The following is a 22,200-nucleotide window of genomic DNA, read 5'->3' as shown; positions in this document are numbered from 1 at the left end:
AACCACCAAAAGAGCCACTCGCCCCTATTGTCACTCTTGACGGCCATCGAGGAAGAGCTATGCTGAGCGCGGCTCGTCAGGGCCAGGAAGGCAGCACCACGGGGGCTAAGTTGGAATATCAGTTTCTTGGTCCATTGACCATGCGGTCCGGCAATTCATCGATAAGCGTTTCGGGCGAACGAAGCCGAAAGCTGCTGGCCGGTCTCGTTGTCCACGCAAACCAGAAAATCAGTATCGAGCGGCTCATCGACATCGTGTGGGGAGACGACCCACCTGCCACCGCTCGTCAGCAGATCCAGAACCGGCTTGGGCGCCTCCGGCTCATGGTGTCACACAACGCACCTGGCCAGCGGATTCAACGCCACGGAGACTGCTACCAGCTCGACGCGGCCGAGGAGTGCGTGGACGGCCTCAGGTTCCGTAAACTCTGCGGCGAGGCCGAGATCGCGCATCGGCATGGCCATCTGCCACACGCTACACGTCTCCTTCGGCAGGGCTTGACATTGTGGCGAGGTAACGCTCTGCAGGACATTAATTCCAACGCCTTGCAGGCTGATGCGGTCCGGTGGGAGGAGTCGCGGCTCCACGCGATCGAGCAACTGGTGAATATGGAATTCAGCCAGGGTAAGAGCGCGGCGATGATTCCGGAACTACAATCCTGGATCGCCGAATATCCTTATCATGAGAGTCTGCATTGTCGGCTGGCAGAGGCCCTCCACGAGGCAGGTCGGACAGCGGAGTCGTTGGCCGTCGTCCGCGAACTGCGGCAGCGGCTCGACGCGGAGCTGGGCATCGCGCCCGGCGCTGCCGTACATGATCTCGAGCGATGGATCCTGGTGGGTCAAGAAAGCACTTCATCGACGGTCCTGCAACTCGACCGCGACGCTGCGGACGCGCTTCGCCGCGCCCTGACCGAGACGACCCGCGCTCTGTCGATCCTGGCGATAGCCCTCGCCTGAGCGACACCCCGCCAATCACGGGAAAGGTCAGGCATAAAACTGGGCGGCGGCCGAACCGTTTGGTTCGGCCGCCGCCTGGTTCTGTGGTCAGTACGTCTGGCGAGTCCCCGGTAGCAGGCCGCCACCCCGACCACCGGTGTCACCCGGTCCCGGCGGAAGGCCCGGCCCGTTGTTGCCGCCGTTGTTCCCTCCGCCACCGTTGTTACCGCCGTTGTTGCCCCCCGGGCAGAACAGGCCCAGCGGGTCACAGCCCGCTCCGCCCGGCTGGCCCGGCAGCGGCACCTCCGGCGGCGGCTGCTCGCCGTTCCCGGCGTCGTCCTTGCCGATGTGTGCGGCCGGCGGGAAGTCTTCCTTGTCCTCGCCCTTGAGCGCCTCGTTCATGAACCGCTGGAAGATGGCGCCGGGCATCTTGGCACCGCTGATCTTGTTGCCGTTCTTGTCCTCGATCGCCTTGCGGGCGTCCTTGTTGCCGACCCACACGGCGGTGGCGAGCTGCGGCGTGAAGCCGATCATCCAGGCATCACCGTTGGCCAACGGGTCCTTCGGGTCGCCGAGCTCCCAGGTACCCGTCTTTTCGGCGGCCTTGCGGCCGTCTTCGAGTCGACGGTTCACCTGCGCCGGGTATTGCTGCAGCACTGCGGTGACGTCCGCTACGACGTCCGCTCGGATGCGCGGCTGGCTATTGAGCTTCTCGCCGCCGATCTTCTCCCACTTGCCGGTGACGGTGTTCTGCTTCTGCACCAGCTTGACGAAGTGCGCCTTGTTGTAGACGCCCCGGTTGGCGAAGGTCGCCACGCCGTTGGCGTGGTCCAGCACCGTGATCGGGTATTTGCCGAAGCCGACGTTGTAGTAGAACGGCTCCGGGGCCACATCGGAGCTCTTTACCTTGGTGAGGTCGTACGGCTTCGCCGGGGTCGTGTCCGTCCGCCACATCGTGCTGATGCCGGCGCGCTTGGCCATGTCGACGACCTTGTCCGGGCCGATCTGTTGGGTGACGTGCCAGAACGGTACGTTCAACGAGAGGAGGGTCGACTTCTCAAGGGTGCACGAGTCGTGGCAGGACGGGTCGGGATCGCCCGCGTTGCTGATCGGATCCTTGAAGCCTTCCGGCGTGAAGGCCTTGCCCTTCCATCGCGACTTGATGGAGATGTCGTTGTCGAGCGCCGCGGCCAAGGTGTAGATCTTGAAGCTCGAACCCGGCGAGTGGCCACCGCTCAACACTCCGTTGTCGACGTTCTTGCCGGCATAGTCGAAGTCGGTGCCGTTGTCGCCACCGTAGTAGGCGAGCACTCGGCCCGTCTTCGGGTCGATCGACACCACGGCGGCCATCAGGTTCTTCGGCTGCCCGTAGAGTTCGGAGCCCCGCTTGGCCCGCTGGGCGGCGGCGAGCGCCGCCTCCTGCATCTTCTTGTCGATGGTGGTGGTGATCTTGTAGCCGCCCCGGCTCAGCGCCTTCGAGCAGAGCGGCTTGTTCTCGGTCACCTCGGCCTCGTTGTCGGTGCAGAGCTTCATCTCGCGCAGTTCCTGCGAGACGTAGTTGACGACGTTGCCGTACGGGGTGTCGATGCCGAAGCCACCGTTGGTCTTCGAGGGCTTCTGCAGCGTCTTGGTCGGGTACTCGGTGGGGTGCTCCGGCATGTTCGGCGCGTCGAGCCACTTCTCGGTGATCATGCCGTTGATGACGTAGTTCCACCGGTCCAGCGCGGCCTGCTGGTTGATGGCCGGGTCGTAGCCCTTGTGCGTGGCGCTCGGCTCGGGCTGCTTGATGAGCGCCGCGAGCACGGCCGCCTCCGCCACGGTCAGCTTGGAGACGTCCTTCTTGAAGTACGTCTGCGCCGCCGCCTGGATGCCGTACGCGCCGCGGCCGAAGTAGATCACGTTCAGGTAGTGCTGCATGATCTGCTTCTTGTCGTACTTGTCGTTCAGCTTGGAGGCGAGGATCGCCTCCTTCACCTTGCGGCCGTACGTGTCCTGGTTCAGGTTGTCGAAGGCGTTGCGGGCGTACTGCTGGGTGATCGTCGAGGCACCCTGCTTGTCGCCGCCGCTGATGTTGTTCCAGGCGGCCCGGGCGATGCCCTTGTAGTCCACACCGGAGTGCCGGTAGAAGTTCCGGTCCTCGGCCGCCGCGACGGCGTGCTGGACGTGCTCCGGGATCTGGTCGATGGTGACCAGCTGCCGGTTCTGGTCACCGATCTTGGCGATGGCCGTCTTGCCGGTGCTGTCATAGATGGTGGTCGACAGCGGCGGGATGGTGTCCTCGGGGAGCAGCACCTTCTGCGAATACCAGGTGAAGCCGACCACGCCCATGCCGGCGAGCATGATGAAGACGGCGAACCCGGCGATCATGATGTTGATGCGCCGGCGCTTCTTCGCCCGGGCTCGCGACGCCGGGTCGTCCCCGCGCCCGCCGCGACCACCCCGGCCGGGGCCGGTCGGACCGCCGGGCCCACCGGGGCCGCCACCGGCCATGCCGGCCCGGGCCACCGTGGCCCGGCCGCCCACGGCCGCCGAGCCGACGCTCGCCCGCCCGGCCGTGCCGACGCTCGCCGCGCCGACGGACGCACGCCCGGCCGGTGCTCCCGGGGACACCGGCACGGAAGCCCGCCCGCCGGGTGCCGGCGAGACGGGCACCGAGGCGCGCCCCGGGCCGGCCCGGCCCACCGAGGCCGAGCCCGCGGCACCACGGGGTGCCGGGGCGGCACCGCCGACCGAGGCCCGGCCGCCGGACGCGGAGCCGCGCGGCGTCACGGAGGCCCGGGCCGAGGCAGCGCCCTCCGACCCGGAGGACCAGCCGTTCCCGGGAGAACCGGGCTCGCCGTTCGGGCCCGGGATCTGGGCCCGCCCACGCGAAGAACTGGGATCGCCGTAGTTCATTCCTCACACCCTGCCGGTCGCGGTGGGGCGCGGCAGCGCCACCACCGGGTTGCCGTGAGCTGGAACACGAGACGCTACACCCCGGGCGTGCCGGGGCGCGGGCGTCAAATCCGAGCTATTCGGAATTATCAGACTTGGTAGCTGTCGGTCGTCCCGCCCGGGGATCGGGCCGGGTTCGATCGGGACAGCCGGGTTCACCGTTGCGCCTCTCGCCTTCGCCGAGGGGTGGAGCCGGTCGCGGCCTCCTGCTCCGCCGCGTCCTCCGTGCCGACCAGCCCGTCCCGGCCGAGCAGGAACTGCTCGACGAGATGGTTCCAGTCACAGCCGGGGCACACCTCCACCACGAACACCTGGAACTCACGCAGCGTCATGGCCAGGACCGGCAACTCCGCCCGGGTGCGTGCCTGGCCGGCCGACTGCTTGAGTTCGTCGCCGTAAATGTAGTGGACGTGGATGAGGTTCTCACTGCGGCAGATCGGGCAGCGCTCGTCGGTGGGCTCACCGTGGAAGCGGGCGGCGTTCTTCAGGTACGGCGAGGCGTCGCAGACGTCGTAGGTGCCGATCCGCCCGGTGAGGAGCTCACGCAGCACCGCTCGCTTCTGGAGCGAGTAGTCGACGACCTGGCGCTGCGTACGCATGCGGGAAAGGGTACGCGGTCCGGCGGGACGAGGCGACCACCGTCACGATCCGTGACGACAGAACCGCGTAATCGGGGGTTTGCCCTGATCATGCGTCTCCGCTAACGTGCGATGTATCGGACCGATACATCGCGGCGGTTACCGCTCCGCGCCGGGGGTAAGAAGGGATGGCCCGTGCTCGAGTTCGCCATCCTGGGTCTCCTGCAGGAGGCTCCGATGCACGGCTACGAGCTGCGCAAGGAGTTGACCGCCAAGCTCGGCGCGATCCGGGCGGCGATCAGCTACGGCTCGCTGTACCCGACCCTGCGCCGGTTGCAGGCGGCGGGATGGATCACCGAAGCCGCCGAGACACCCGCCACCGCCGAGGAGGTTCCCGCGCTGACCAGCCGACGCGGTCGGGTGGTCTACACCATTACCGCCGAGGGCAAGGAACGCTTCGCCCAGCTCATAGCGCAGGCTGGACCCGAGACGTACGACGACACGGGCTTCGGCGTGCACTTCGCGTTCTTCGCCCGGACCGACCAGGCCACCCGTCTCCGGATCCTGGAAGGTCGTCGCCGGAAGATCGAGGAGCGTCGCGAAGGCCTTCGTGACGTGCTCGGCCGGGCGGCCGAGCGGCTCGACGCGTACACCCTGGAACTGCAACGCCACGGGCTCGACGCCTGTGAGCGCGAGGTCCGCTGGCTGGAGGAGCTCATCGCCAACGAGCGCTCCGGCCGGGCCCCGACGGTCCCCCAACCCGGGACGGCCGGCGGCCGCAGAGAAAACGACAGCCCGCCCCCGCCTGGAGAGTCCAGGACGAAGCGGCCGTGATGAAGGAAGAAGGAGGCAGACGTTATGGGCTCCGTCCGCGTCGCCATCGTCGGTGTGGGTAACTGCGCCTCGTCCCTCGTGCAGGGCGTGGAGTACTACCGGAACGCCGACCCGAACGACCGCGTCCCGGGTCTCATGCACGTCACCTTCGGCGACTACCACGTCTCCGACGTGAAGTTCGTCGCGGCGTTCGACGTGGACGCCAAGAAGGTGGGCATGGACCTCGCCGAGGCCATCGTGGCCAGCGAAAACAACACCATCAAGCTGTGCGACGTGCCGCCGACCGGCGTCACCGTGCAGCGCGGCCCGACCTTCGACGGTCTCGGCCAGTACTACCGCGAGATCATCGAGGAGTCGGACGCCGAGCCGGTCGACGTGGTCCAGGCGCTGCGTGACGCGCAGGTCGACGTGGTCGTCTCCTACCTGCCGGTGGGCTCCGAGCAGGCCGACAAGTTCTACGCCCAGGCCGCCATCGACGCGGGCTGCGCGTTCGTGAACGCTCTGCCGGTCTTCATCGCCTCCGACCCCGAGTGGGCGAAGAAGTTCGAGGACGCGGGCCTGCCGATCGTCGGTGACGACATCAAGAGCCAGGTCGGCGCCACCATCGTGCACCGCGCCCTGGCGAAGCTCTTCGAGGACCGCGGGGTCGAGCTGCTGCGCACGTACCAGCTCAACTTCGGCGGCAACATGGACTTCATGAACATGCTGGAGCGCAACCGCCTGGTCTCGAAGAAGATCTCGAAGACCCAGTCGGTGACCTCCCAGATCCCGCACGAGATGCAGAAGAGCGACGTGCACATCGGCCCGTCCGACCACGTGCCGTGGCTGGACGACCGCAAGTGGGCGTACATCCGCCTGGAGGGCCGCTCCTTCGGTGACACCCCGCTCAACGCCGAGCTGAAGCTCGAGGTGTGGGACTCGCCGAACTCGGCCGGCGTCATCATCGACGCCGTCCGGGCCGCGAAGATCGCGCTGGACCGGAAGATCGGTGGCCCGATCCTCTCCGCGTCCTCGTACTTCATGAAGTCCCCGCCGAAGCAGTACGCCGACCACGACGCGCACGCCGCCGTCGAGGCGTTCATCGCCGGCGAGGTCGAGCGCTGACGCGCTGAGCACAGAGCAGAAGGCCGGGTCCGCACGGACCCGGCCTTCTTCTTCGCGTACGTCAGGACCAGGCGCGCCGCAGCGCCACGGCCGCTTCCAGTTCGAGCAGGGTCACCTTGCGCGGCAGCCCCCCGCCGAAGCCCACCAGCTTGCCGCCCGCACCCACGATCCGGTGGCAGGGCACGAGCACCGGGATCGGGTTGCGGTTGCAGGCCACCCCGACCGCCCGGGCCCCGCCCGGGTCGCCGACGGCCTTCGCCACCTCGCCGTAGGTCTTCGTCTCCCCGTAAGGGATCCGGGTCATCTCGCGCCAGACCGCGCGCTCGAACTCCGAGCCACGCGGCGCCACCACCGGCACGGTGAACCCGGTCAGGTCGCCGGCGAAGTAGGCCCGCAGCTCGGCCACCGCCAGCCGCGCGACCTCGTCGCCGGGCTCGTCGGTCGCCGACGCCACGCGGCCGAAGTGCGCCCCGCGGACGGCGTCGTCGTCGGTGCCGACGGAGAACTCCCCGATCGGTGAGTCGAGCACGGTCCAACGCATGTCACTCATTGTCCCCGTGCCGTAAGACAAAGTTCCGCCCGCCCCGTGGTCCGCCAGCCACTGCCGAAGCAGCTGGTCGATCTTGAGTTGAGCGTCGCTCGTCGCTGACCGTTCGGTCGGTCGTTGATGTTGCGCGACGTCGATACCGTGCAGGTCGTGGCCACGGGGACGCTCATCTTCCTGATCATCGGCGGGGCGGGGGTCGCGGTGCTGACGCTCGCCCTGCTCGGGTCGGGCGTGCTGCACCTCGGCCATCCGGACGTCGACGGGCCGGTGTCGCTGGAGGCGGCCGCCGGGTTCACCGGGGCGTTCGGCTTCGGCGCCGCGATCGTCAACGAGCTGCTCGGTGGGCGTACCCCCGGGATGATCGCGGCGGCGGTGGCCGGCGGCGCGCTCGCCGCCGTGCCCACCGGCTGGCTGGCGGCCCGGCTCAGCCGCGCGGCCCGGAACATGCGCACGGACGCCACGCCGACCCGGGACCACCTGGTCGGCGCGATCGGCCTGGTGGTGACCCCGGTCCCCGCCGACGGTTACGGCGAGGTCCGGGTACGCCTCGCCGGTCAGCCGGTCAAGCTCAACGCCCGGGCCGACCGTCCCATCCCGGTCGGCGCCCGGATCTTCGTGGTCGAAGCGCTCAGCGAGACCAGCGTGCACGTCGAGACCTACTGATTCCCCCAGCACAGACGGGAAATCCCATGCCCCTGCTCGTCGCCATCGGCGGCGCGGTCCTCCTCGCCGTCGTCCTCGTCCTCTTCGTGCTCTCCCGGATCAAGGTGGCCGGCCCGAACGAGGCGTTCATCGTCACCGGCCGCAAGGGCCGGACCACCCAGACCGCCGACGGCGGACGCTCCACCGACATGTCCGGCCAGAAGGTCGTGCTCGGCGCCTCGGTGTTCGTGCTGCCGGTGGTGCAGAAGCTCCAGTCCCTCGACCTGTCCAGCCGGCGGATCGACGTAGGCATCAAGGGCGCGGTGAGCAAGCAGGGCATCCGCACCGACCTGCACGGCGTGGCCATCGTCAAGGTCGGCGGCACCGAGGACGCCATCCGCGCGGCCGCCCAGCGGTTCCTGCACCAGCAGGACGAGATCGAGGACTTCACGCGGGAGGTGCTGGCCGGCGCGCTGCGCTCGATCGTCGGCCGGCTCACCGTCGAGGAGGTCATCCGGGACCGGGCGGCGTTCGCCAGCGCGGTGGCCGAGGAGGCCGAGCACTCGATGACCAACCAGGGCCTGGTGCTGGACACCTTCCAGCTCCAGGACATCCTGGCCGAGGGGTCCTACCTGTCCGACCTGGGCCGGCCCGAGGCAGCCCGGGTGCTCAAGGACGCGGCCATCGCCGAGGCGCGGGCCCGGCAGCAGGCCGAGCAGGAGCGGCTGCTCGCCGAGGAGGCCATCGCCGAGGCGAACCGGAACCTGTCGCTCAAGCAGGCCGCCATCCAGGCCGAGATCGACGCGGCAAAGGCGAAGTCGGCGGCGGCCGGCCCTCTCGCCCAAGCCGAGCGGGACCAGGCGATCCTCACCGAGCAGCAGAAGGTGGCCGAGCGTAACGCCGAGCTCAAGCAGCGCCAGCTCGACACCGAGGTGCGCAAGCCGGCCGACGCGGCCCGTTACAAGGTCGAGCAGGAGGCCGAGGCGGCCCGGAACGCGGCGGTGCTCAACGCGGACGCGCAGCGGCAGGCCACCATCGCCGCCGCTCAGGCCGCCGCCGAGCAGGCCCGGCTCACCGGTGAGGGCGAGCGGGCCCGGCGGGCCGCGCTGGCCGAGGCGAACGCGATCGAGGGCGCCAAGGAGGGTGAGGCCGAGCAGCGCCGGCGTTCCGCGATCGCCGAGGCGGTCGAGCGCGAGGGTCAGGCCGAGGCCGCGGCCATCCTGGCCAGGGGGCAGGCGGAGGCCGACGCGATGGCCCGCAAGGCCGAGGCGTTCGCCGCGTACGGCGAGGCCGCGGTGCTGGACCTGCTGGTCAAGGTGCTGCCGCAGGTGGTCGAGGCGGCCAGCGCCCCGATCGGCGCGATCGACAAGATGACGGTCATCTCGACGGACGGCGCCTCGTCGCTGACGAAGTCGGTCGCCGGCAACGTGGCGCAGGGCCTCCAGCTCGGCAGCGACCTCACCGGCATCGACCTGGCCGGGCTGCTCGCCAAGCTGGGCAGCGCCCACGCCAACGGCAGGAACACCGTGGACGGCACCGCCGTCAACCCGTGACCTGACACGACGGCGCCCGCCGGTCCCCTGCAGGGGATTCCGGCGGGCGCCGTTATGTGGACGGTCAGATGACCGCGACGACGAACTTCTCGCCGATGCCGAGACCCAGGGTCTCGCTCTCCCAGTCGATGGTGCGGCTGGAGATGAGCTGGCTGGTGCCGGTGCTGCCGGCGGTGACCGCCTGCCCGTCGACGTACGCCCGCAGGTAGATCGAGCCGTCCGGGTTGTAGTCGAGGAAGTCGAACGTCTCCCACGGGCCGATCGCGGTGGACCGGGCGATCAGCGGCTTCGCGCCCGCGCTCTCCGCGGTCACGAACTTGCCGTTGACCAGTGCCTTGAGGCCGAAGAAGCCGTCGCCGACGCTGACGATCTCGAACTTCTCCCAGGCCCCGACGGTGGCGGACCGGGCGATCAGCGGCTTGCTGCCGCCGCTCTCCGCGGTGACGAACTGCCCGTTGGCCAGCGACTTGATGCCGACGACCGGGGCCGGCGCGTCGAAGTCGAACTTCTCGGCCGTGCCGATCGCGGTCTTGCTGGCGATCAGCGGCGAGGTGGTGCTCGGCGCGGTGACGTACCGGCCGTTGACCACCGCCTTCAGGCTGATCGTGCCGTCGGTGTTGTCGATGATCTGGAACTGCTCCCACGCGCCGATGGTGGCGGCGCGGGCGATCAGCGGCTTCGCGCCCGCGCTCTCCGCGGTCACGAACTTGTTGTTGACCCGGGCTCGCAGCCCGACCAGGCCGGTGCCCGCGTCGACCACGTCGTACTTCTCCCAGGCCCCGATGGTGGTGCCCCGGGCGATCAACGGCTTGGTGCCCGCGGTCTCCGCAGTCACGTAGCGACCGTTGTACCGGGACTTCAGGCCGTACGAGCCGCGGGCGGTCGGGACCGTGCCGACGTGCAGGAGCCGGTCGATCGAACCCATGGTGTCGTGCACGGCGCCGCCGAGGCCGGTGGTGACGATCGAGTCGCGCACCTGCTGCGCGGTCCAGGTCGGGTGCGCCTCCAGCAGCAGCGCGGCGGCGCCCGCCACGTGCGGGGAGGCCATCGACGTGCCGTTCATGGCCACCGAGCCGTCGGTGGTGCCCATCTTGGCGGAGACGATGCCGGTGCCCGGCGCGAAGGTGTCGAGGCAGCTGCCGTAGTTGGAGAACCAGGCGCGGAAGTCCACCTGGTCGGTGGCGCCGACCGTGATGGCCGCCGGCACGTTCGCCGGGGAGACGCCGCAGGCGTTCTGCATGCTGTTGCCGGCCGCCACGGCGTACGTGACCCCGGAGGCGATCGAGCGGTTGACCGCGTCGTTGACCGCCTGGTCGGTGCCGCCGAAGCCGAGGCTCATGTTGGCCACGGCCGGCTTGACGGCGTTGGTGGTGACCCAGTCGATGCCGGCGAGCACCTGCTCGGAGGTGCCGCTGCCCTCGCAGTCCAGCACCCGTACGGCGACGAGGTTGACGTCCTTGGCGACGCCGTACTTCGTGCCGCCGATGGTGCCGGCCACGTGCGTGCCGTGCCCGTCGCAGTCCTGGGCCACGTTGTCCTGGTCGACGGCGTCGTAGCCGTTGCTGGCCCGCCCGCCGAAGTCCTGGTGGGCGATGTCGATGCCGGTGTCGATGACGTACGCGGTCACCCCGGCACCGGTCGCCGGGTACGTGTACCTGCCGTCGGTCCTCGTCTTGGTCTGGTCGATCCGGTCCAGGCCCCAGGGCGGGGTGCTCTGGGTGCCGCTGGCGGAATAGCGCTGGACCTGCTGGACGTAGGCGACGTCCGGATCGGCCGCGAGCTTCTCCGCCTGCCGGCGGTTCATGGTGGCGGAGTAGCCGCGCAGTGCCTTGCTGAACACCCGGCGGACCGAGCCGCCGTGCTCGTCGGCCAGCGCCGACGCGTTCGCCCGCACCTCGGCGGGGGTGGCCTTGCCGTCGGCGAGGACGACGATGTAGCGGTCCGGCACCGCACCGGCGGTGTCGGCGCCCCGGACCGCGGCCCGCGGCGGGTTGCTCGGGTCGGCCAGGGCGGGGCCGCCGGTGGCGGCGCAGATGACGGAGGTTGCCGAGGTGAGGGCGAGCCCCACCAGCGCAGAGCGGCGCAACACGCCGTGACGTCTCACTGAGATTTTCTCCCCGTGTCCGGCGACCGTCCGGATCGGACGGGCGGATGCGATCAGAACCGCCTCGCCCTCGGTACCGGGGAGGTCGGTGATGACCAACATCATGCGGGAGACATCGACCGTCGCGCGTCAACCGTTCGGTCGACACGCCGGCGTATCGTCGTGCGAGGGTCGCCGGCCTCAGCCGAGGACGTCCTGCTCCCGGGCCCAGCGGAGCAGCTCGGCCTCCGCCTCGTCGCGGTCCAGCGGGCCGCGCTCCAGCCGCAGCTCCTTGAGGTACTGCCAGGCCCGCCCGACGACGGGCCCCGGCGGCACGCCGAGCAGTTCCATGATCGCGTTGCCGTCGAGGTCGGGGCGCACCCGGGCCAGGTCCTCCTCGGCGGCGATCCGGGCGATCCGCTCCTCCAGCGCGTCGTAGTCGGCGGCGAGCTGGGCCGCCTTGCGCCGGTTGCGGGTGGTGCAGTCGGAGCGGGTCAGCTTGTGCAGACGGGTCAGCAGGTCACCGGCGTCCGTGACGTACCGGCGGACCGCCGAGTCGGTCCACTCGCCCCGGCCGTACCCGTAGAAGCGCAGGTGCAGGCCGACGAGCTTGACCACCTGGGACGTCACGTCCTTGGGGTAGCGCATGGCCTTCATCCGGGCCTTGGTCAGCCGGGCGCCGACGATCTCGTGGTGGTGGAAGCTGACCCGGCCGTCCGGCCCGACCGCCTTGGTGGCCGGCTTGCCGACGTCGTGCATGAGCGCGGCCATCCGCAGCACGAAATCGCAGCCGTCCTCCTCCATCGACATGGCGTTGTCGACCACGGTCAGCGTGTGCTCGTAGACGTCCTTGTGCTGGGCGTGCTCGTCGATCTCCAGCTTGAGCCCGGTCAGCTCCGGGAGGAAGCGCTCGGCCAGGCCGGTGTCGACCAGCAGCCGCAGCCCGGTGATCGGGTCGGCGCCGCAGAGCAGCTTGGTGAACTCGTCCCGGATCCGCTCGGCGGTGATCCGGTCGAGGTCGGCCGCCATCCGGGTCATGGCCGCGCGGACGTCCGGGTGGACCGTGAAGCGCAGTTGCGCCGCGAACCGGGCCGCGCGCAGCATCCGCAGCGGGTCGTCCCGGAACGACTCCTCCGGCGTGCCGGGGGTACGGATGACCTTCGCGGCCAGGTCGGCCAGGCCGCCGTACGGGTCGGTGAACCGGTGGTCGGGGACGCTGACCGCCATCGCGTTGACGGTGAAGTCCCGGCGCTTGAGATCGTCGACCAGGTTGGTCCCGTACTCGACGACCGGGTTCCGGCTGATCTGGTCGTACGCCTCCGCGCGGAAGGTGGTGATCTCCAGCCGGAGACCGTCGCGCTGGCAGCCGATGGTGCCGAACTCCCGCCCGGTCTCCCAGATCGACTCGGCCCAGCCGCGGATGATCCGGATGGTCTCATCCGGGTGGGCGTCGGTGCAGAAGTCCAGATCGTCGCCGAGGCGACCGAGCAGGGCGTCCCGGACCGATCCGCCCACCAGGTGCAGTTCGTGACCGGCCTGGGCGAAACGCCGGCCCAGCTCGTCGGCGACCGGGGAGACGCGGAGCAGTTCGGCGACGGCGTTGCGCTGCGCGGCGGTCAGGTCGCGGCGGTCGGCGGCGTGGGAGGCGGAGGCTTCGGACATGGGATCGCCAGCCTATCGGGCCGGGGCCGTGGCTCCTGCGCCGGGCGCGGGTATCCGGCCGAGGTTGACTAAGGTTTCCGTTGGGCGGGGCCGGGGAGGCCCGGCTCTCGCGTACCCCTTGGAGGCTGGGAGATGAGCGGCGGGCTCTACCGCAGCGCGAACGCGCACGGCGGCGGCCTGCCGCCGGACGACGGTGCCACCTTCATCTCGGCGGAGCCGCTGAACCAGCCGGGCGTCGAGGCCACCGCGCCGCCCCAGGAGGTGGTGGCCGAGACCAGCGCCGCGGCGAACAGCGCGGTGATGGCGATCGGCAGCCTGGTCAGCCGGGGCACCGGCTTCGTCCGCAACCTGATGATCGGCGCCGCGCTGGGCACCATGGTCGGCGACGCGTTCACGACCGCTCAGTTCCTGCCGAACCAGGTCTACGAGTTCCTGCTCGGCGGCGTGCTGACCAGCGTGCTCGTGCCGGTGCTGGTCCGCCGCCGCAAGGTCGACACGGACCGCGGTGAGGCGTACGCGCAGCGGCTGCTGACCCTGGCGGTGCTGGCACTCGCCGCCACCGCGCTGATCGCCGTCCTGCTGGCCCCGGTGCTGACCGCGCTCTACGCCGCCGGTGGGAAGGACCCGCAGTACACCCAACTGGTCACCCGGCTGTCCTACCTGATGCTGCCGATGCTGTTCTTCACCGGCATCAGCGCGTTGATCGCCGCGGTGCTGAACACCCGCGGACACTTCGCCGCCCCGATGTGGGCACCGATCCTCAACAACATCGTCTCCATCGGCACCTTCGGCCTGTACATCGTCGTGTACGGCGCGACCGCGCTGCGGCCCGGCGAGGTGGGCTGGGACCGGATCCTGCTGGTCGGCGGCGGCACGCTGCTCGGCGTGGCGGTGCAGGCGGTCGGCCTCCTGCCGGCGCTGCGGAAGGTCGGCTTCCGGTGGAAGCTGCGTTTCGACTTCCGCGAGCTCGGCCTGCGTGAGCTGGCCCGGCTCGGCGCCTGGATGTTCTGCTACGTCGCGGTCAACCAGCTCGGTCTCTTCGTGGTGGTCAACCTGCTCACCCGGGCCTCCGGCGGCGACCGCAAGAACGCCGGCCTGCTCATCTACAACAACGTCTTCCTGCTGCTGATGATGGCGCACGGCATCATCGCCGTCTCGATCATCACGGCGCTCATGCCCCGGATGAGCGCGGCCGCCGCCGACGGCCGGTTCCGCGACGTCACCGCCGACCTGTCCCGGGGCACCCGGATGGTCACCGCGGTGCTCGCCCCGGTCGCGGTCTGCTACGCCGTGCTGGCCGGCCCGATCTCGGTGGTGGTCTTCCGGTACGGCGCCTTCACCGGCGACAACGCGGTGGCCACGTCGACCGTGCTGCTGGTGGCGGCGGTCGGCCTGGTGCCCTTCGCGATCAGCCAGCTCTTCACCTTCGCCTTCTACGCGCTGCCGGACACCCGCACCCCGGCGCTGGTCAACATCCCGGTGGTGGCCCTGCGCGTGCTCCTCCAGGTGGGCCTCTACCTGGCCTTCTCGGCCACCTTCGCGGCGGCCGGCATGATGCTCGGCAACGCGATCTCGTACGTGGCGGCGGCGGTCGTCTCGGCGCTGCTGCTGCGGCCCCGGGTGGGCCGGATCGGGCTGGGCGGGATCATGCGGACCATGGGCCGGGTGGTGGTCGCCGCGTTGGGCGCCGCGCTGGTCGGCCTGCTCGTGGTGAAGGTGCTTCCCGGCGACCCGGCGCACCTGAGCTGGCTGGCCGCGGCCGTCCAGCTGGTGATCGGCGGCGCGGTGATCGGCGTGACGTACCTCGGGCTGGCCATGGCGCTGCGCATCGGCGAGATCACCGAGGTGGTCGGGATGGTCCGCCGTCGGATCGGCCGGTGACGTCGACCAGCCCCGATGACGGACGGTGAACGACGATCACCAGCCTGGGGATACGGCTGTGGATAACTCGGTGTTCCCCCGCCCAATGGGCCTCTCGGCCTGTGGACAACCAACCGTACGGCTGAGGGTGACGGGCCGGAGCTGGGGAAACTCACCCGGGTCGCAAAGGCCGCCACACCGGTGCGCCCCTGCGCCGACTACTTGCCGTCAACATCTAGATTGGGCGTGCGTGTCCCAGCGACGTGGCCGAACCGGGCCGTTCACCCGGCCGATCACCATGGTCACTGGCGTCCCACCGGCTCCGGCGGGAAGATGACATGTCGGAGAACCGGGCATCCCGGGTAAGGTCGCTCTCGACGGGTACGGCAGGTGCCGACGTGGGCGTCGACACCGGTCTGCCGGTTCCAGCCAAGGCAGAGCGGGAAGCCACATGCCCAGCAGCACGGGTCCATCGATCGACACGATCACCGAGGGAGGACGGGTGACCCAGGTCGGCGAGGGTCAGGAGGCGGAGGAGACTTCTCCTCCGGTCGTGACCTTCGGTGCTCCCGCGGTCGGTGAAGTCCTTGCCGAGCGGTACGAGCTGGTCGAGCACATCAACAACGACAGCGCGGGCCGGCTGGTCTGGCGCGGTGTCGACGTCGTGCTGCGCCGCCCCGTCGCGGTGGTCCTCCGCTACCCCGGTGGCGACTCCGCCACCGAGATGCTCCAGGCGGCCGTCGCGGCGAGCCGGGTGATCCACCCCAACCTGGTCGGCGTCTACGACGCGATCGACGAGGCCGACCGGGCCTACGTGGTCCGCGAGTGGGTGGACGGCCAGTCGCTGCGTGAGCTGGTCACCGCCGACGGTCCGCTGGACCCGGCCCGCGCCACGGCCATCGGCAGCGCGGTCGCCAGCGCCCTCGCCGCCGTGCACGCCACCGGCATGGTGCACGGCAACGTCCACCCCGGCACCGTGATGATCAGCGACGACGGCCGCGTGGTGCTGGCCGACGCGCGCACCGACGGGGCGGACAGCCAGGAGAACGACCTGCGCGCGGTCGGCGGGGTGCTCTACTTCGCCCTGACCGGGCACTGGCCGCACGGCGAGGCCCCGCTGCACGGCGCCACCGCCGGCCACGGTCGCGCCGCCCTCCCCGACGCGGTCCGGGACGCCGGCGGCGCCATCGCCGCTCCCCGCCAGGTGCGCGCCGGGGTGCCGGCGTACCTCGACGACCTCTGCATGGACCTGCTCGACCCGGAGATGGCCCCGCCCTCGTCGGACGTGCTGTCGGCCGAGCTGAACCGGCTCGACATCCCGGCCGACGAGCACTTCCTGGAGCAGGCCGGCCCGCTGCGCTTCACCGCCGACACCGGGGACGAGCCCTCGCCGCTGGCCGCGGCCGGCGGCCGCAAGGTCGCCCTGGGCATCGCCGCACTGCTGGCGGTGGCCCTGGTCGGGCTGCTCATCGGGATCAGCGCCCTCGGCGACGACAAGGACCCTCGGCAGGAACCGGTGGGCCAGCCGTCCAGCAGTGCGCCCGCCGGGGGAGGCACCAGCGCGCCGGCCGCGCCGGTCCGCAAGCTGACCATCCAGGACGTGCGGATCATCGACCCGGACAGCCGGGACCGCGCCGAGGTGCGGGACGCCGAGAAGGTCATCGACGGCGACCCGAACGAGGGTTGGGAGACCCAGAGCTACCGGAACAACGGCAAGTTCGGCGGCCTGAAGGACGGCATGGGGATCTGGATCGACCTCGGCGCCCCGCACACGGTCAAGTCGATCCAGGCCACGCTGTCGTCCACCGGCGCCTCGGCCGAGCTGCGCGCCGGCACGAAGGAGTTCGAGTCCAGCTCCTCCGGCGACAAGAAGCTCGTCGACGCCTACACGGAGCGCATCGGGCAACCGTTCGAGGAGCACGACGGCACCACGATGGTCTTCGACGGGTTCGACCCGGAGAAGAAATACCAGTACCTCCTCTTCTGGATCACCGAGCTGCCGGAGAAGGACGGCGGCGGTGGCTGGAAGCTCGGGGTCCAGGAACTGACGGTCGAGGGCTCGTGAGCCGTTCGCCGCACCCGGTGCACCGCCTCCGCCGGACGTGGTGATGGCGGGTCGCGGTGGGCGTACGCCCGAGCCGGCGACCGGGGACGGCCCGGCGGCCGGCGTGTCCGACCTCGACCTGCTGCGGGCGCACGCCGCCGGAGACCGGGACGCCTTCACCGAGCTGTTCCACCGCCACCGCGACCGGCTCTGGGCGGTGGCCCTGCGGACGCTCGGGGACCGCGAGGAGGCGGCCGACGCCCTCCAGGACGCGCTGCTGTCGGCGCACCGGGCCGCGGCCCGGTTCCGGGGCGACTCGGCGGTCACCACCTGGCTGCACCGGATCGTGGTCAACGCCTGCCTGGACCGGATCCGGCGGCGGCAGGCGCACGCGACCGTCCCACTGCCGGACGGCGTACACACCGACGGGGAGCCCGGCCCGCACACCGGCGGGGTGGAGCCGGCCGCGCCGGCCCGGGACCACGACACCGCCCTGGTGGTCCGGCAGGCCCTCGCCGCGCTCCCGGTCGAGCAGCGGGCCGCGCTGGTGCTGGTGGACGTGCAGGGCTACCCGGTGGCCGAGGTGGCCCGGATCCTCGGGGTCGCCGAGGGGACGGTGAAGAGCCGGTGCGCCCGGGGCCGGGCCCGGCTGGCCGTGCTCCTCGGGCACCTGCGGACCGGCTCCGACGAGGTCGCGGACGTGCCCCGGGTCACCGGCGGGAACCCGCGGCCACCCGAGGGCGTCGGATCCACGTCGGGATGGTCCCGGCGCGACGCCAGCCAGGAGGAGACGTGACGTCCCGGAAGTTCAGCGAGGTCGACCACGACCTGCTCGCCGACTACCTCGGCGGGGCGCTGGACGGCACCCCGGAGCAGGCCACCGTCGCCCGGCTGGTCGAGCAGGACCCGGCCTGGGCCGAGGCGCACGCCGCTCTGGCCCGGGCGGTCGACCTGGTCGAGGCCGACCTGGCCCAGTGGGCCGCCGCGCCCGCGCCGGAGCTACCGCCCGCCGTGGCGGACCGGATCACCGCGGCGCTCGCCGGCGCCGGCCCGGCCCCGGCCGGCGACCTGGCCTTCGACCCGGCCGAGCCGGGCTCGACCCCGGCCGCCGTGCCGGCACAACCCAACCGGGGTGCCCACCCGGCGAGCGCGGCGGGTCGGAAGGACCGGAACACCGGACCGGGTCGCCGCTCGCGGCGCTGGGCCCGGCTCGCCGGTCCGGTGGCGCTGGCCGCCGCGTCGGTGACCGCTGTCGGGTTCGGGGTCAGCCACCTGGTCGACACGGGTGCCGGCCAGACCACCGGGGCGGTCGACAACGCGGGCAGCCGGGCCGACGGCGGGGCCGCCCCGATGGCCGCCGCGCCGTTCCAGACCACCGGGCCGGCCCGGCACAGCGGCACCGACTACACCCCGGACGCCTTCTCCGGGCTGCGAACCGAGATCGCCGGGCCCTCGGCGACGGCGAGCGACAAGGCGAGCTCGGCGGAGGGTCAGGACGTGCACCGGCTCTCGGAGGCCGTCGGGCTGGAACGGCTCGCCCGTCCCGAGGCGCTGGCCTCCTGCCTGTCCGAGATCGGCGCCGAACACCGCGCCGGCCCCCTCACCGTCGATCTGATCGACTACGCCCGGTTCCAGGGCCGCCCGGCGCTGGTCGTCACCTTCACCGACGCGGGTGGCGCCAGGTGGGCCTGGGTGAGCGGACCCGAGTGCGGGGTCCCCGGGTCCGGCGCGGACACCCGCTTCACCACGCGGGTAGGGTGAGGTCGCGGTCACCCGGGCGGGTTCTGCCACGTGACGTGACCCACCGGATGACCGGCTCGGGAATCCCCGCTTCGTACGATGACGTTCTGCAAGTCAGGTGCCGCTGTCGCTGAGCTGTCGGCACTCGGGATCGACATCGGTGCGCGCCGGTGACGAACACACACATCGGGAGACGGCAGTGGACGAGGTCCGCAACCTGATCATCATCGGCTCCGGGCCGGCCGGTTACACGGCGGCGGTCTACGCCGCGCGCGCCAACCTCAAGCCGCTGGTCATCGAGGGCGTGCAGTCCGGCGGTGCGCTGATGACCACGACCGAGGTGGAGAACTTCCCCGGGTTCGCGGACGGCATCCTCGGCCCCGAGCTGATGGACAACATGCGCAAGCAGGCCGAGCGGTTCGGCGCCGAGTTCCTCACCGACGACGTGACCCGTGTCGAGCTGAAGGACACCGGCGAGGTCGGCTCCAACACGGTGAGCACCGTCTGGGTGGGCGAGACGGCCTACCGGGCCAAGGCGGTCATCCTCTCCACCGGCTCGGCCTGGCGCCCGCTGGGCGTGCCGGGCGAGCAGGAATACCTGGGCCACGGCGTGTCGTCCTGTGCCACCTGTGACGGCTTCTTCTTCCGCAACCAGCACATCGTGGTGGTCGGCGGCGGCGACTCGGCGATGGAGGAGGCCAGCTTCCTCACGCGGTTCGCCGAGTCCGTGACGATCATCCACCGCCGCGACTCGTTCCGCGCCAGCAAGATCATGGCCGCCCGCGCCCTCGGCAACGAGAAGATCAAGGTCGAGTGGAACAGCGTCATCGAGGAGATCCTCGGCGAGGACGGCAAGGTCAGCGGCGTACGTCTGCGCAACGTGCACAGCGGCGAGAGCAAGGTGCTCGACGTCACCGGCGTCTTCGTGGCGATCGGTCACGACCCGCGCAGCGAGCTGTTCCGCGACCAGGTGGAGCTGGACGACGAGGGGTACGTGAAGGTGCAGGCGCCGAGCACCCGCACCAGCATTCCGGGTGTCTTCGCCGCCGGTGACGTGGTCGACCACACCTACCGGCAGGCCATCACGGCGGCCGGCACGGGCTGTGCGGCCGCGCTGGACGCCGAGCGCTTCATCGCCACCCTGCAAGGCTGAAAGATTTTCACAAAAGGTCCCGGAGGAGGGGTTCATAGTGGGAGCAACCAAGGCGGTCACGGACGCGAGCTTCGCGAGCGACGTGCTGAAGTCCGACAAGCCGGTTCTGGTCGACTTCTGGGCGGAGTGGTGCGGTCCGTGCCGCAAGGTCTCGCCGCTGCTGGAGGAGATCGCGGGCGAGATGGGTGACCAGGTCACCATCGTCAAGCTCAACATCGACGAGAACCCCGAGACGGCGCGCACCTACCGGGTGATGTCCGTGCCGACCCTGACCATCTTCAAGAACGGCGAGCCGGTGCAGTCCATCGCCGGCGCCAAGCCGAAGGGTGAGCTGGTCAAGCTCATCGAGTCGGCGCTCTGAGCCGACGCCCGACACCGCCGGAACCCCCGTCCGCCCGATCCCGGGTGACGGGGGTTCCGCGTTTCCGACCTGCGGCGAATTCGTGATCGTCGGTGATCGGCCACGGTACGCTCCGTAAGGCGTCCCCAGCGGGGAAGCACCTCCGTCGGAGTCTCCGGCCAGCCAGCGTCCGTGCAGAGGGGGTCGTCGTGCGTCCCATCCGACCCGGTGACCGGGGCCCCGCGGTGGCCGAGATCCACACCGTGCTCACCGGCCTGGAACTGCTCCCGGCCGGCCGCGGAGGCGAGGAGTTCGACGCCGAGACCGAACGCGCGGTGCGGGCGTTCCAGCAGTCCCGCGGCCTCAGCGTCGACGGGCGGGTGGGCGCGGAGACCTGGCGGGCGCTGGACGCGGCCCGCTGGCGGTTCGGCGCCCGCGCCCTCTACCACGCGGTCCCCGAGCCGCTGATCGGCGAGGACGTCCGGTCGCTCCAGGAACGGCTCCTGGAGATGGGATACGACGTGGGCCGCGCCGACGCCATCTACGGCATCCGCACCTCCCGCGCGGTGGCCCAGTTCCAGCGGGAGATGGGTTTGAAACCGGACGGTACGTGCGGTCCGCACACCGTCAACGCACTGCGCCGCCTCGGCCGCAAGGTGGTCGGCGGGCGCCCGCAGTGGCTCCGGGAGGCCGACGCCATCCGGCAGGCCGGGCCGACCCTGGTCGGGCGGACCGTGGTCATCGACCCGGGACACGGCGGCACCGACCCGGGCGTGGTCGTGCCCGACGGCCCGCTGCGCTGGACCGAGGCGGACCTCGCGCACGACCTGGCCAGCCGGCTGGAGGGTCGGCTCGCCGCTGCCGGCGTACGCGTGCAGCTCACCCGGGGCCCGTCCCCGCGGACCTGCCTGCCGGACGCGGACCGCGCCCAGCTGGCCAACTCCCTCGGCGCGGACGTCTTCATCTCGCTGCACACCGACGGGCACGCCAACCCGGCGGCCGACGGGGTGGCCACCTACCACTACGGCACCGACAACGGCGTCACCTCTGCCACCGGAGAGCGGCTGGCCGGGCTGGTGCAGCGGGAGATCGTGGCCCGCACGGGGCTGCGGGACTGCCGTACCCATGCCAAGGCCTGGGACCTGCTGCGGCTGACCCGGATGCCGGCGGTCCGGGTCGAGGTGGGCTACCTGACCTCGCCGGCCGACCGCGCCCGGCTGGTGGATCCGCGGTTCCGGGACCGGCTGGTCGAGGCGATCGTGGCGGCCGTGCAGCGGATGTACTACCCGATCGAGCGGGACGTGCCCACCGGCTCGATCGACGTGAGCGAGCTGCGGGCGGTGGTGGCCGCCGGCACGGTGGTCGACTGAGCACGCGGCCTCGCTCGTCGACCGGCCTCAGCTCGTCGGGGGCCCTCAGCTCATCGAGCGGGTGGCGGGAGCCGGGCGGACCGGGCGCAGCAGCGTCTCCGGGCTCATCGAGCCGAGCAGCTTCTCCAGCGCGTACTCGACGTCGGACTTCCAGCTCAGCGCCGTGCGCAGTTCCAGGCGGAGGCGCGGGTAGCGCGGGTGCGGGCGTACCGTCTTGAAGCCCACCGAGAGGAAGAAGTCGGCCGGCGCGAGGCAGGCCCGCGTCGGGTCGTCGCCGTCGTCGCCGAACTTCGCGTCGCCGAACGCCTCGATCGCCTTGATGCCGCGCTTCGTGAGATCCCGGGCCACCCCCTGGACCAGCATCCGGCCCAATCCGCCGCCCGCGAAGGCCGGCACCACGTGCGCGGTCATGAGCAGCGCCGCGTCCGCGGAGACCGGCGAGGTGGGAAACGCCATCGAGCGCGGAACGTACGCCGGCGGGGCGTACATGACGAAACCGGCGGGCATGCCGTCGACGTACGCGAGCTTGCCGCAGGAACCCCACTCCAGGAGCGTCTGGGAGACCCAGGCCTCCTTCTCCAGCCCAGGGTCACCGGCGGCGCACGCGCGCTCGGCCGAGACCGGGTCCAGCTCCCAGTAGACGCACTGACGGCAGGAGCGGGGCAGGTCCTCCAGCGTGTCCAGGGTCAGACTGACCAGACGTCGCGACATGAGCACCCCACCCATAGGCCCGGAGCGGAGACCACCGCGGTCTCCCGCCGCCTTTCTGCCCCCGACGAGCGATCGTACGCTCCCGCCCGACGCTACGGGAGAGGACG

18 protein-coding genes are annotated in these 22,200 nt (G+C 71.0%); 12 read left to right on the top strand and 6 right to left on the bottom strand.

Annotation, left to right across the window (positions count from 1 at the left end):
* Positions 1-59: 59 nt before the first annotated feature.
* Positions 60-959: an AfsR/SARP family transcriptional regulator gene (locus tag GA0070214_RS18590; protein ID WP_091265005.1), complete on the top strand. Its 900-nt coding sequence runs from the start codon at positions 60-62 to the stop codon at positions 957-959.
* A gap of 87 nt (positions 960-1,046) precedes the next feature.
* Here GA0070214_RS18590 and GA0070214_RS18585 read toward each other — a convergent pair whose 3' ends face one another.
* On the bottom strand, positions 1,047-3,833 hold the full coding sequence (locus tag GA0070214_RS18585; protein WP_091265001.1) for a transglycosylase domain-containing protein: 2,787 nt from the start codon (positions 3,831-3,833) through the stop codon (positions 1,047-1,049).
* A gap of 194 nt (positions 3,834-4,027) precedes the next feature.
* Positions 4,028-4,471, bottom strand: coding sequence for a DUF5318 domain-containing protein (locus GA0070214_RS18580; protein WP_091264997.1), 444 nt, complete (start codon positions 4,469-4,471; stop codon positions 4,028-4,030).
* A gap of 174 nt (positions 4,472-4,645) precedes the next feature.
* Here GA0070214_RS18580 and GA0070214_RS18575 point away from each other — a divergent pair, with 174 nt between their 5' ends.
* Entirely contained in the window at positions 4,646-5,284 is a 639-nt protein-coding gene (locus tag GA0070214_RS18575) for a PadR family transcriptional regulator (protein WP_091264993.1), read from the top strand.
* Positions 5,285-5,308: 24 nt separating this feature from the next.
* The gene (locus tag GA0070214_RS18570) at positions 5,309-6,388 is read left to right on the top strand and encodes an inositol-3-phosphate synthase (protein ID WP_091264990.1); all 1,080 of its coding nucleotides are present in this window, start codon (positions 5,309-5,311) and stop codon (positions 6,386-6,388) included.
* Positions 6,389-6,449: 61 nt separating this feature from the next.
* Here the strand turns inward: GA0070214_RS18570 and GA0070214_RS18565 are convergent, their stop codons facing one another.
* Positions 6,450-6,929: a methylated-DNA--[protein]-cysteine S-methyltransferase gene (locus GA0070214_RS18565; RefSeq protein WP_091264986.1), complete on the bottom strand. Its 480-nt coding sequence runs from the start codon at positions 6,927-6,929 to the stop codon at positions 6,450-6,452.
* A gap of 126 nt (positions 6,930-7,055) precedes the next feature.
* Here GA0070214_RS18565 and GA0070214_RS18560 point away from each other — a divergent pair, with 126 nt between their 5' ends.
* The gene (locus GA0070214_RS18560) at positions 7,056-7,598 is read left to right on the top strand and encodes an NfeD family protein (RefSeq protein ID WP_091264982.1); all 543 of its coding nucleotides are present in this window, start codon (positions 7,056-7,058) and stop codon (positions 7,596-7,598) included.
* Positions 7,599-7,624: 26 nt separating this feature from the next.
* Complete coding sequence (locus GA0070214_RS18555; RefSeq protein WP_091264979.1) at positions 7,625-9,130, top strand: flotillin family protein; 1,506 nt, start codon at positions 7,625-7,627, stop codon at positions 9,128-9,130.
* Positions 9,131-9,194: 64 nt separating this feature from the next.
* Here the strand turns inward: GA0070214_RS18555 and GA0070214_RS32840 are convergent, their stop codons facing one another.
* Entirely contained in the window at positions 9,195-11,234 is a 2,040-nt protein-coding gene (locus GA0070214_RS32840) for a S8 family serine peptidase (protein ID WP_091265578.1), read from the bottom strand.
* 180 nt (positions 11,235-11,414) lie between these two features.
* Positions 11,415-12,875 (bottom strand): CCA tRNA nucleotidyltransferase, encoded by a 1,461-nt coding sequence (locus GA0070214_RS18545; RefSeq protein WP_091264976.1) that lies wholly within the window; start codon positions 12,873-12,875, stop codon positions 11,415-11,417.
* 132 nt (positions 12,876-13,007) lie between these two features.
* On the opposite strand from GA0070214_RS18545, the gene murJ reads away from it, so the two are divergent.
* From murJ to GA0070214_RS18510, 7 genes are all read left to right on the top strand, one after another.
* Entirely contained in the window at positions 13,008-14,756 is a 1,749-nt protein-coding gene (murJ, locus tag GA0070214_RS18540; protein WP_091264972.1) for a murein biosynthesis integral membrane protein MurJ, read from the top strand.
* A 430-nt stretch (positions 14,757-15,186) separates the two neighbouring features.
* Positions 15,187-16,800, top strand: coding sequence for a protein kinase family protein (locus tag GA0070214_RS18535; protein ID WP_091264968.1), 1,614 nt, complete (start codon positions 15,187-15,189; stop codon positions 16,798-16,800).
* Positions 16,801-16,843: 43 nt separating this feature from the next.
* Positions 16,844-17,575, top strand: coding sequence for an RNA polymerase sigma factor SigM (gene sigM, locus GA0070214_RS18530; RefSeq protein WP_091264965.1), 732 nt, complete (start codon positions 16,844-16,846; stop codon positions 17,573-17,575).
* Positions 17,572-18,540, top strand: a complete 969-nt coding sequence (locus GA0070214_RS18525; RefSeq protein ID WP_091264961.1) for a hypothetical protein — start codon at positions 17,572-17,574, stop codon at positions 18,538-18,540. Before sigM ends, GA0070214_RS18525 begins: the two co-directional genes overlap by 4 nt.
* Before the next feature lie 178 nt (positions 18,541-18,718).
* Positions 18,719-19,672 carry a thioredoxin-disulfide reductase gene (gene trxB, locus GA0070214_RS18520; protein WP_091264958.1) on the top strand — a complete coding sequence of 318 codons (954 nt, stop codon included), beginning with the start codon at positions 18,719-18,721 and terminating at the stop codon, positions 19,670-19,672.
* Positions 19,673-19,709: 37 nt separating this feature from the next.
* Positions 19,710-20,033 carry a thioredoxin gene (trxA, locus tag GA0070214_RS18515; RefSeq protein WP_073836974.1) on the top strand — a complete coding sequence of 108 codons (324 nt, stop codon included), beginning with the start codon at positions 19,710-19,712 and terminating at the stop codon, positions 20,031-20,033.
* A gap of 188 nt (positions 20,034-20,221) precedes the next feature.
* Positions 20,222-21,382 (top strand): N-acetylmuramoyl-L-alanine amidase, encoded by a 1,161-nt coding sequence (locus GA0070214_RS18510; protein ID WP_091264955.1) that lies wholly within the window; start codon positions 20,222-20,224, stop codon positions 21,380-21,382.
* A gap of 45 nt (positions 21,383-21,427) precedes the next feature.
* On the opposite strand, the gene GA0070214_RS18505 is transcribed toward GA0070214_RS18510, so the two are convergent.
* Positions 21,428-22,093, bottom strand: coding sequence for a GNAT family N-acetyltransferase (locus GA0070214_RS18505; RefSeq protein WP_091265574.1), 666 nt, complete (start codon positions 22,091-22,093; stop codon positions 21,428-21,430).
* Positions 22,094-22,200: the final 107 nt, after the last annotated feature.

It is taken from the genome of Micromonospora chaiyaphumensis (assembly GCF_900091435.1).
Taxonomy (GTDB): Bacteria; Actinomycetota; Actinomycetes; order Mycobacteriales; family Micromonosporaceae; genus Micromonospora; species Micromonospora chaiyaphumensis.
Note: the sequence above shows the minus strand (reverse complement) of the source record. Positions and strands in the feature narration are given on the sequence as shown.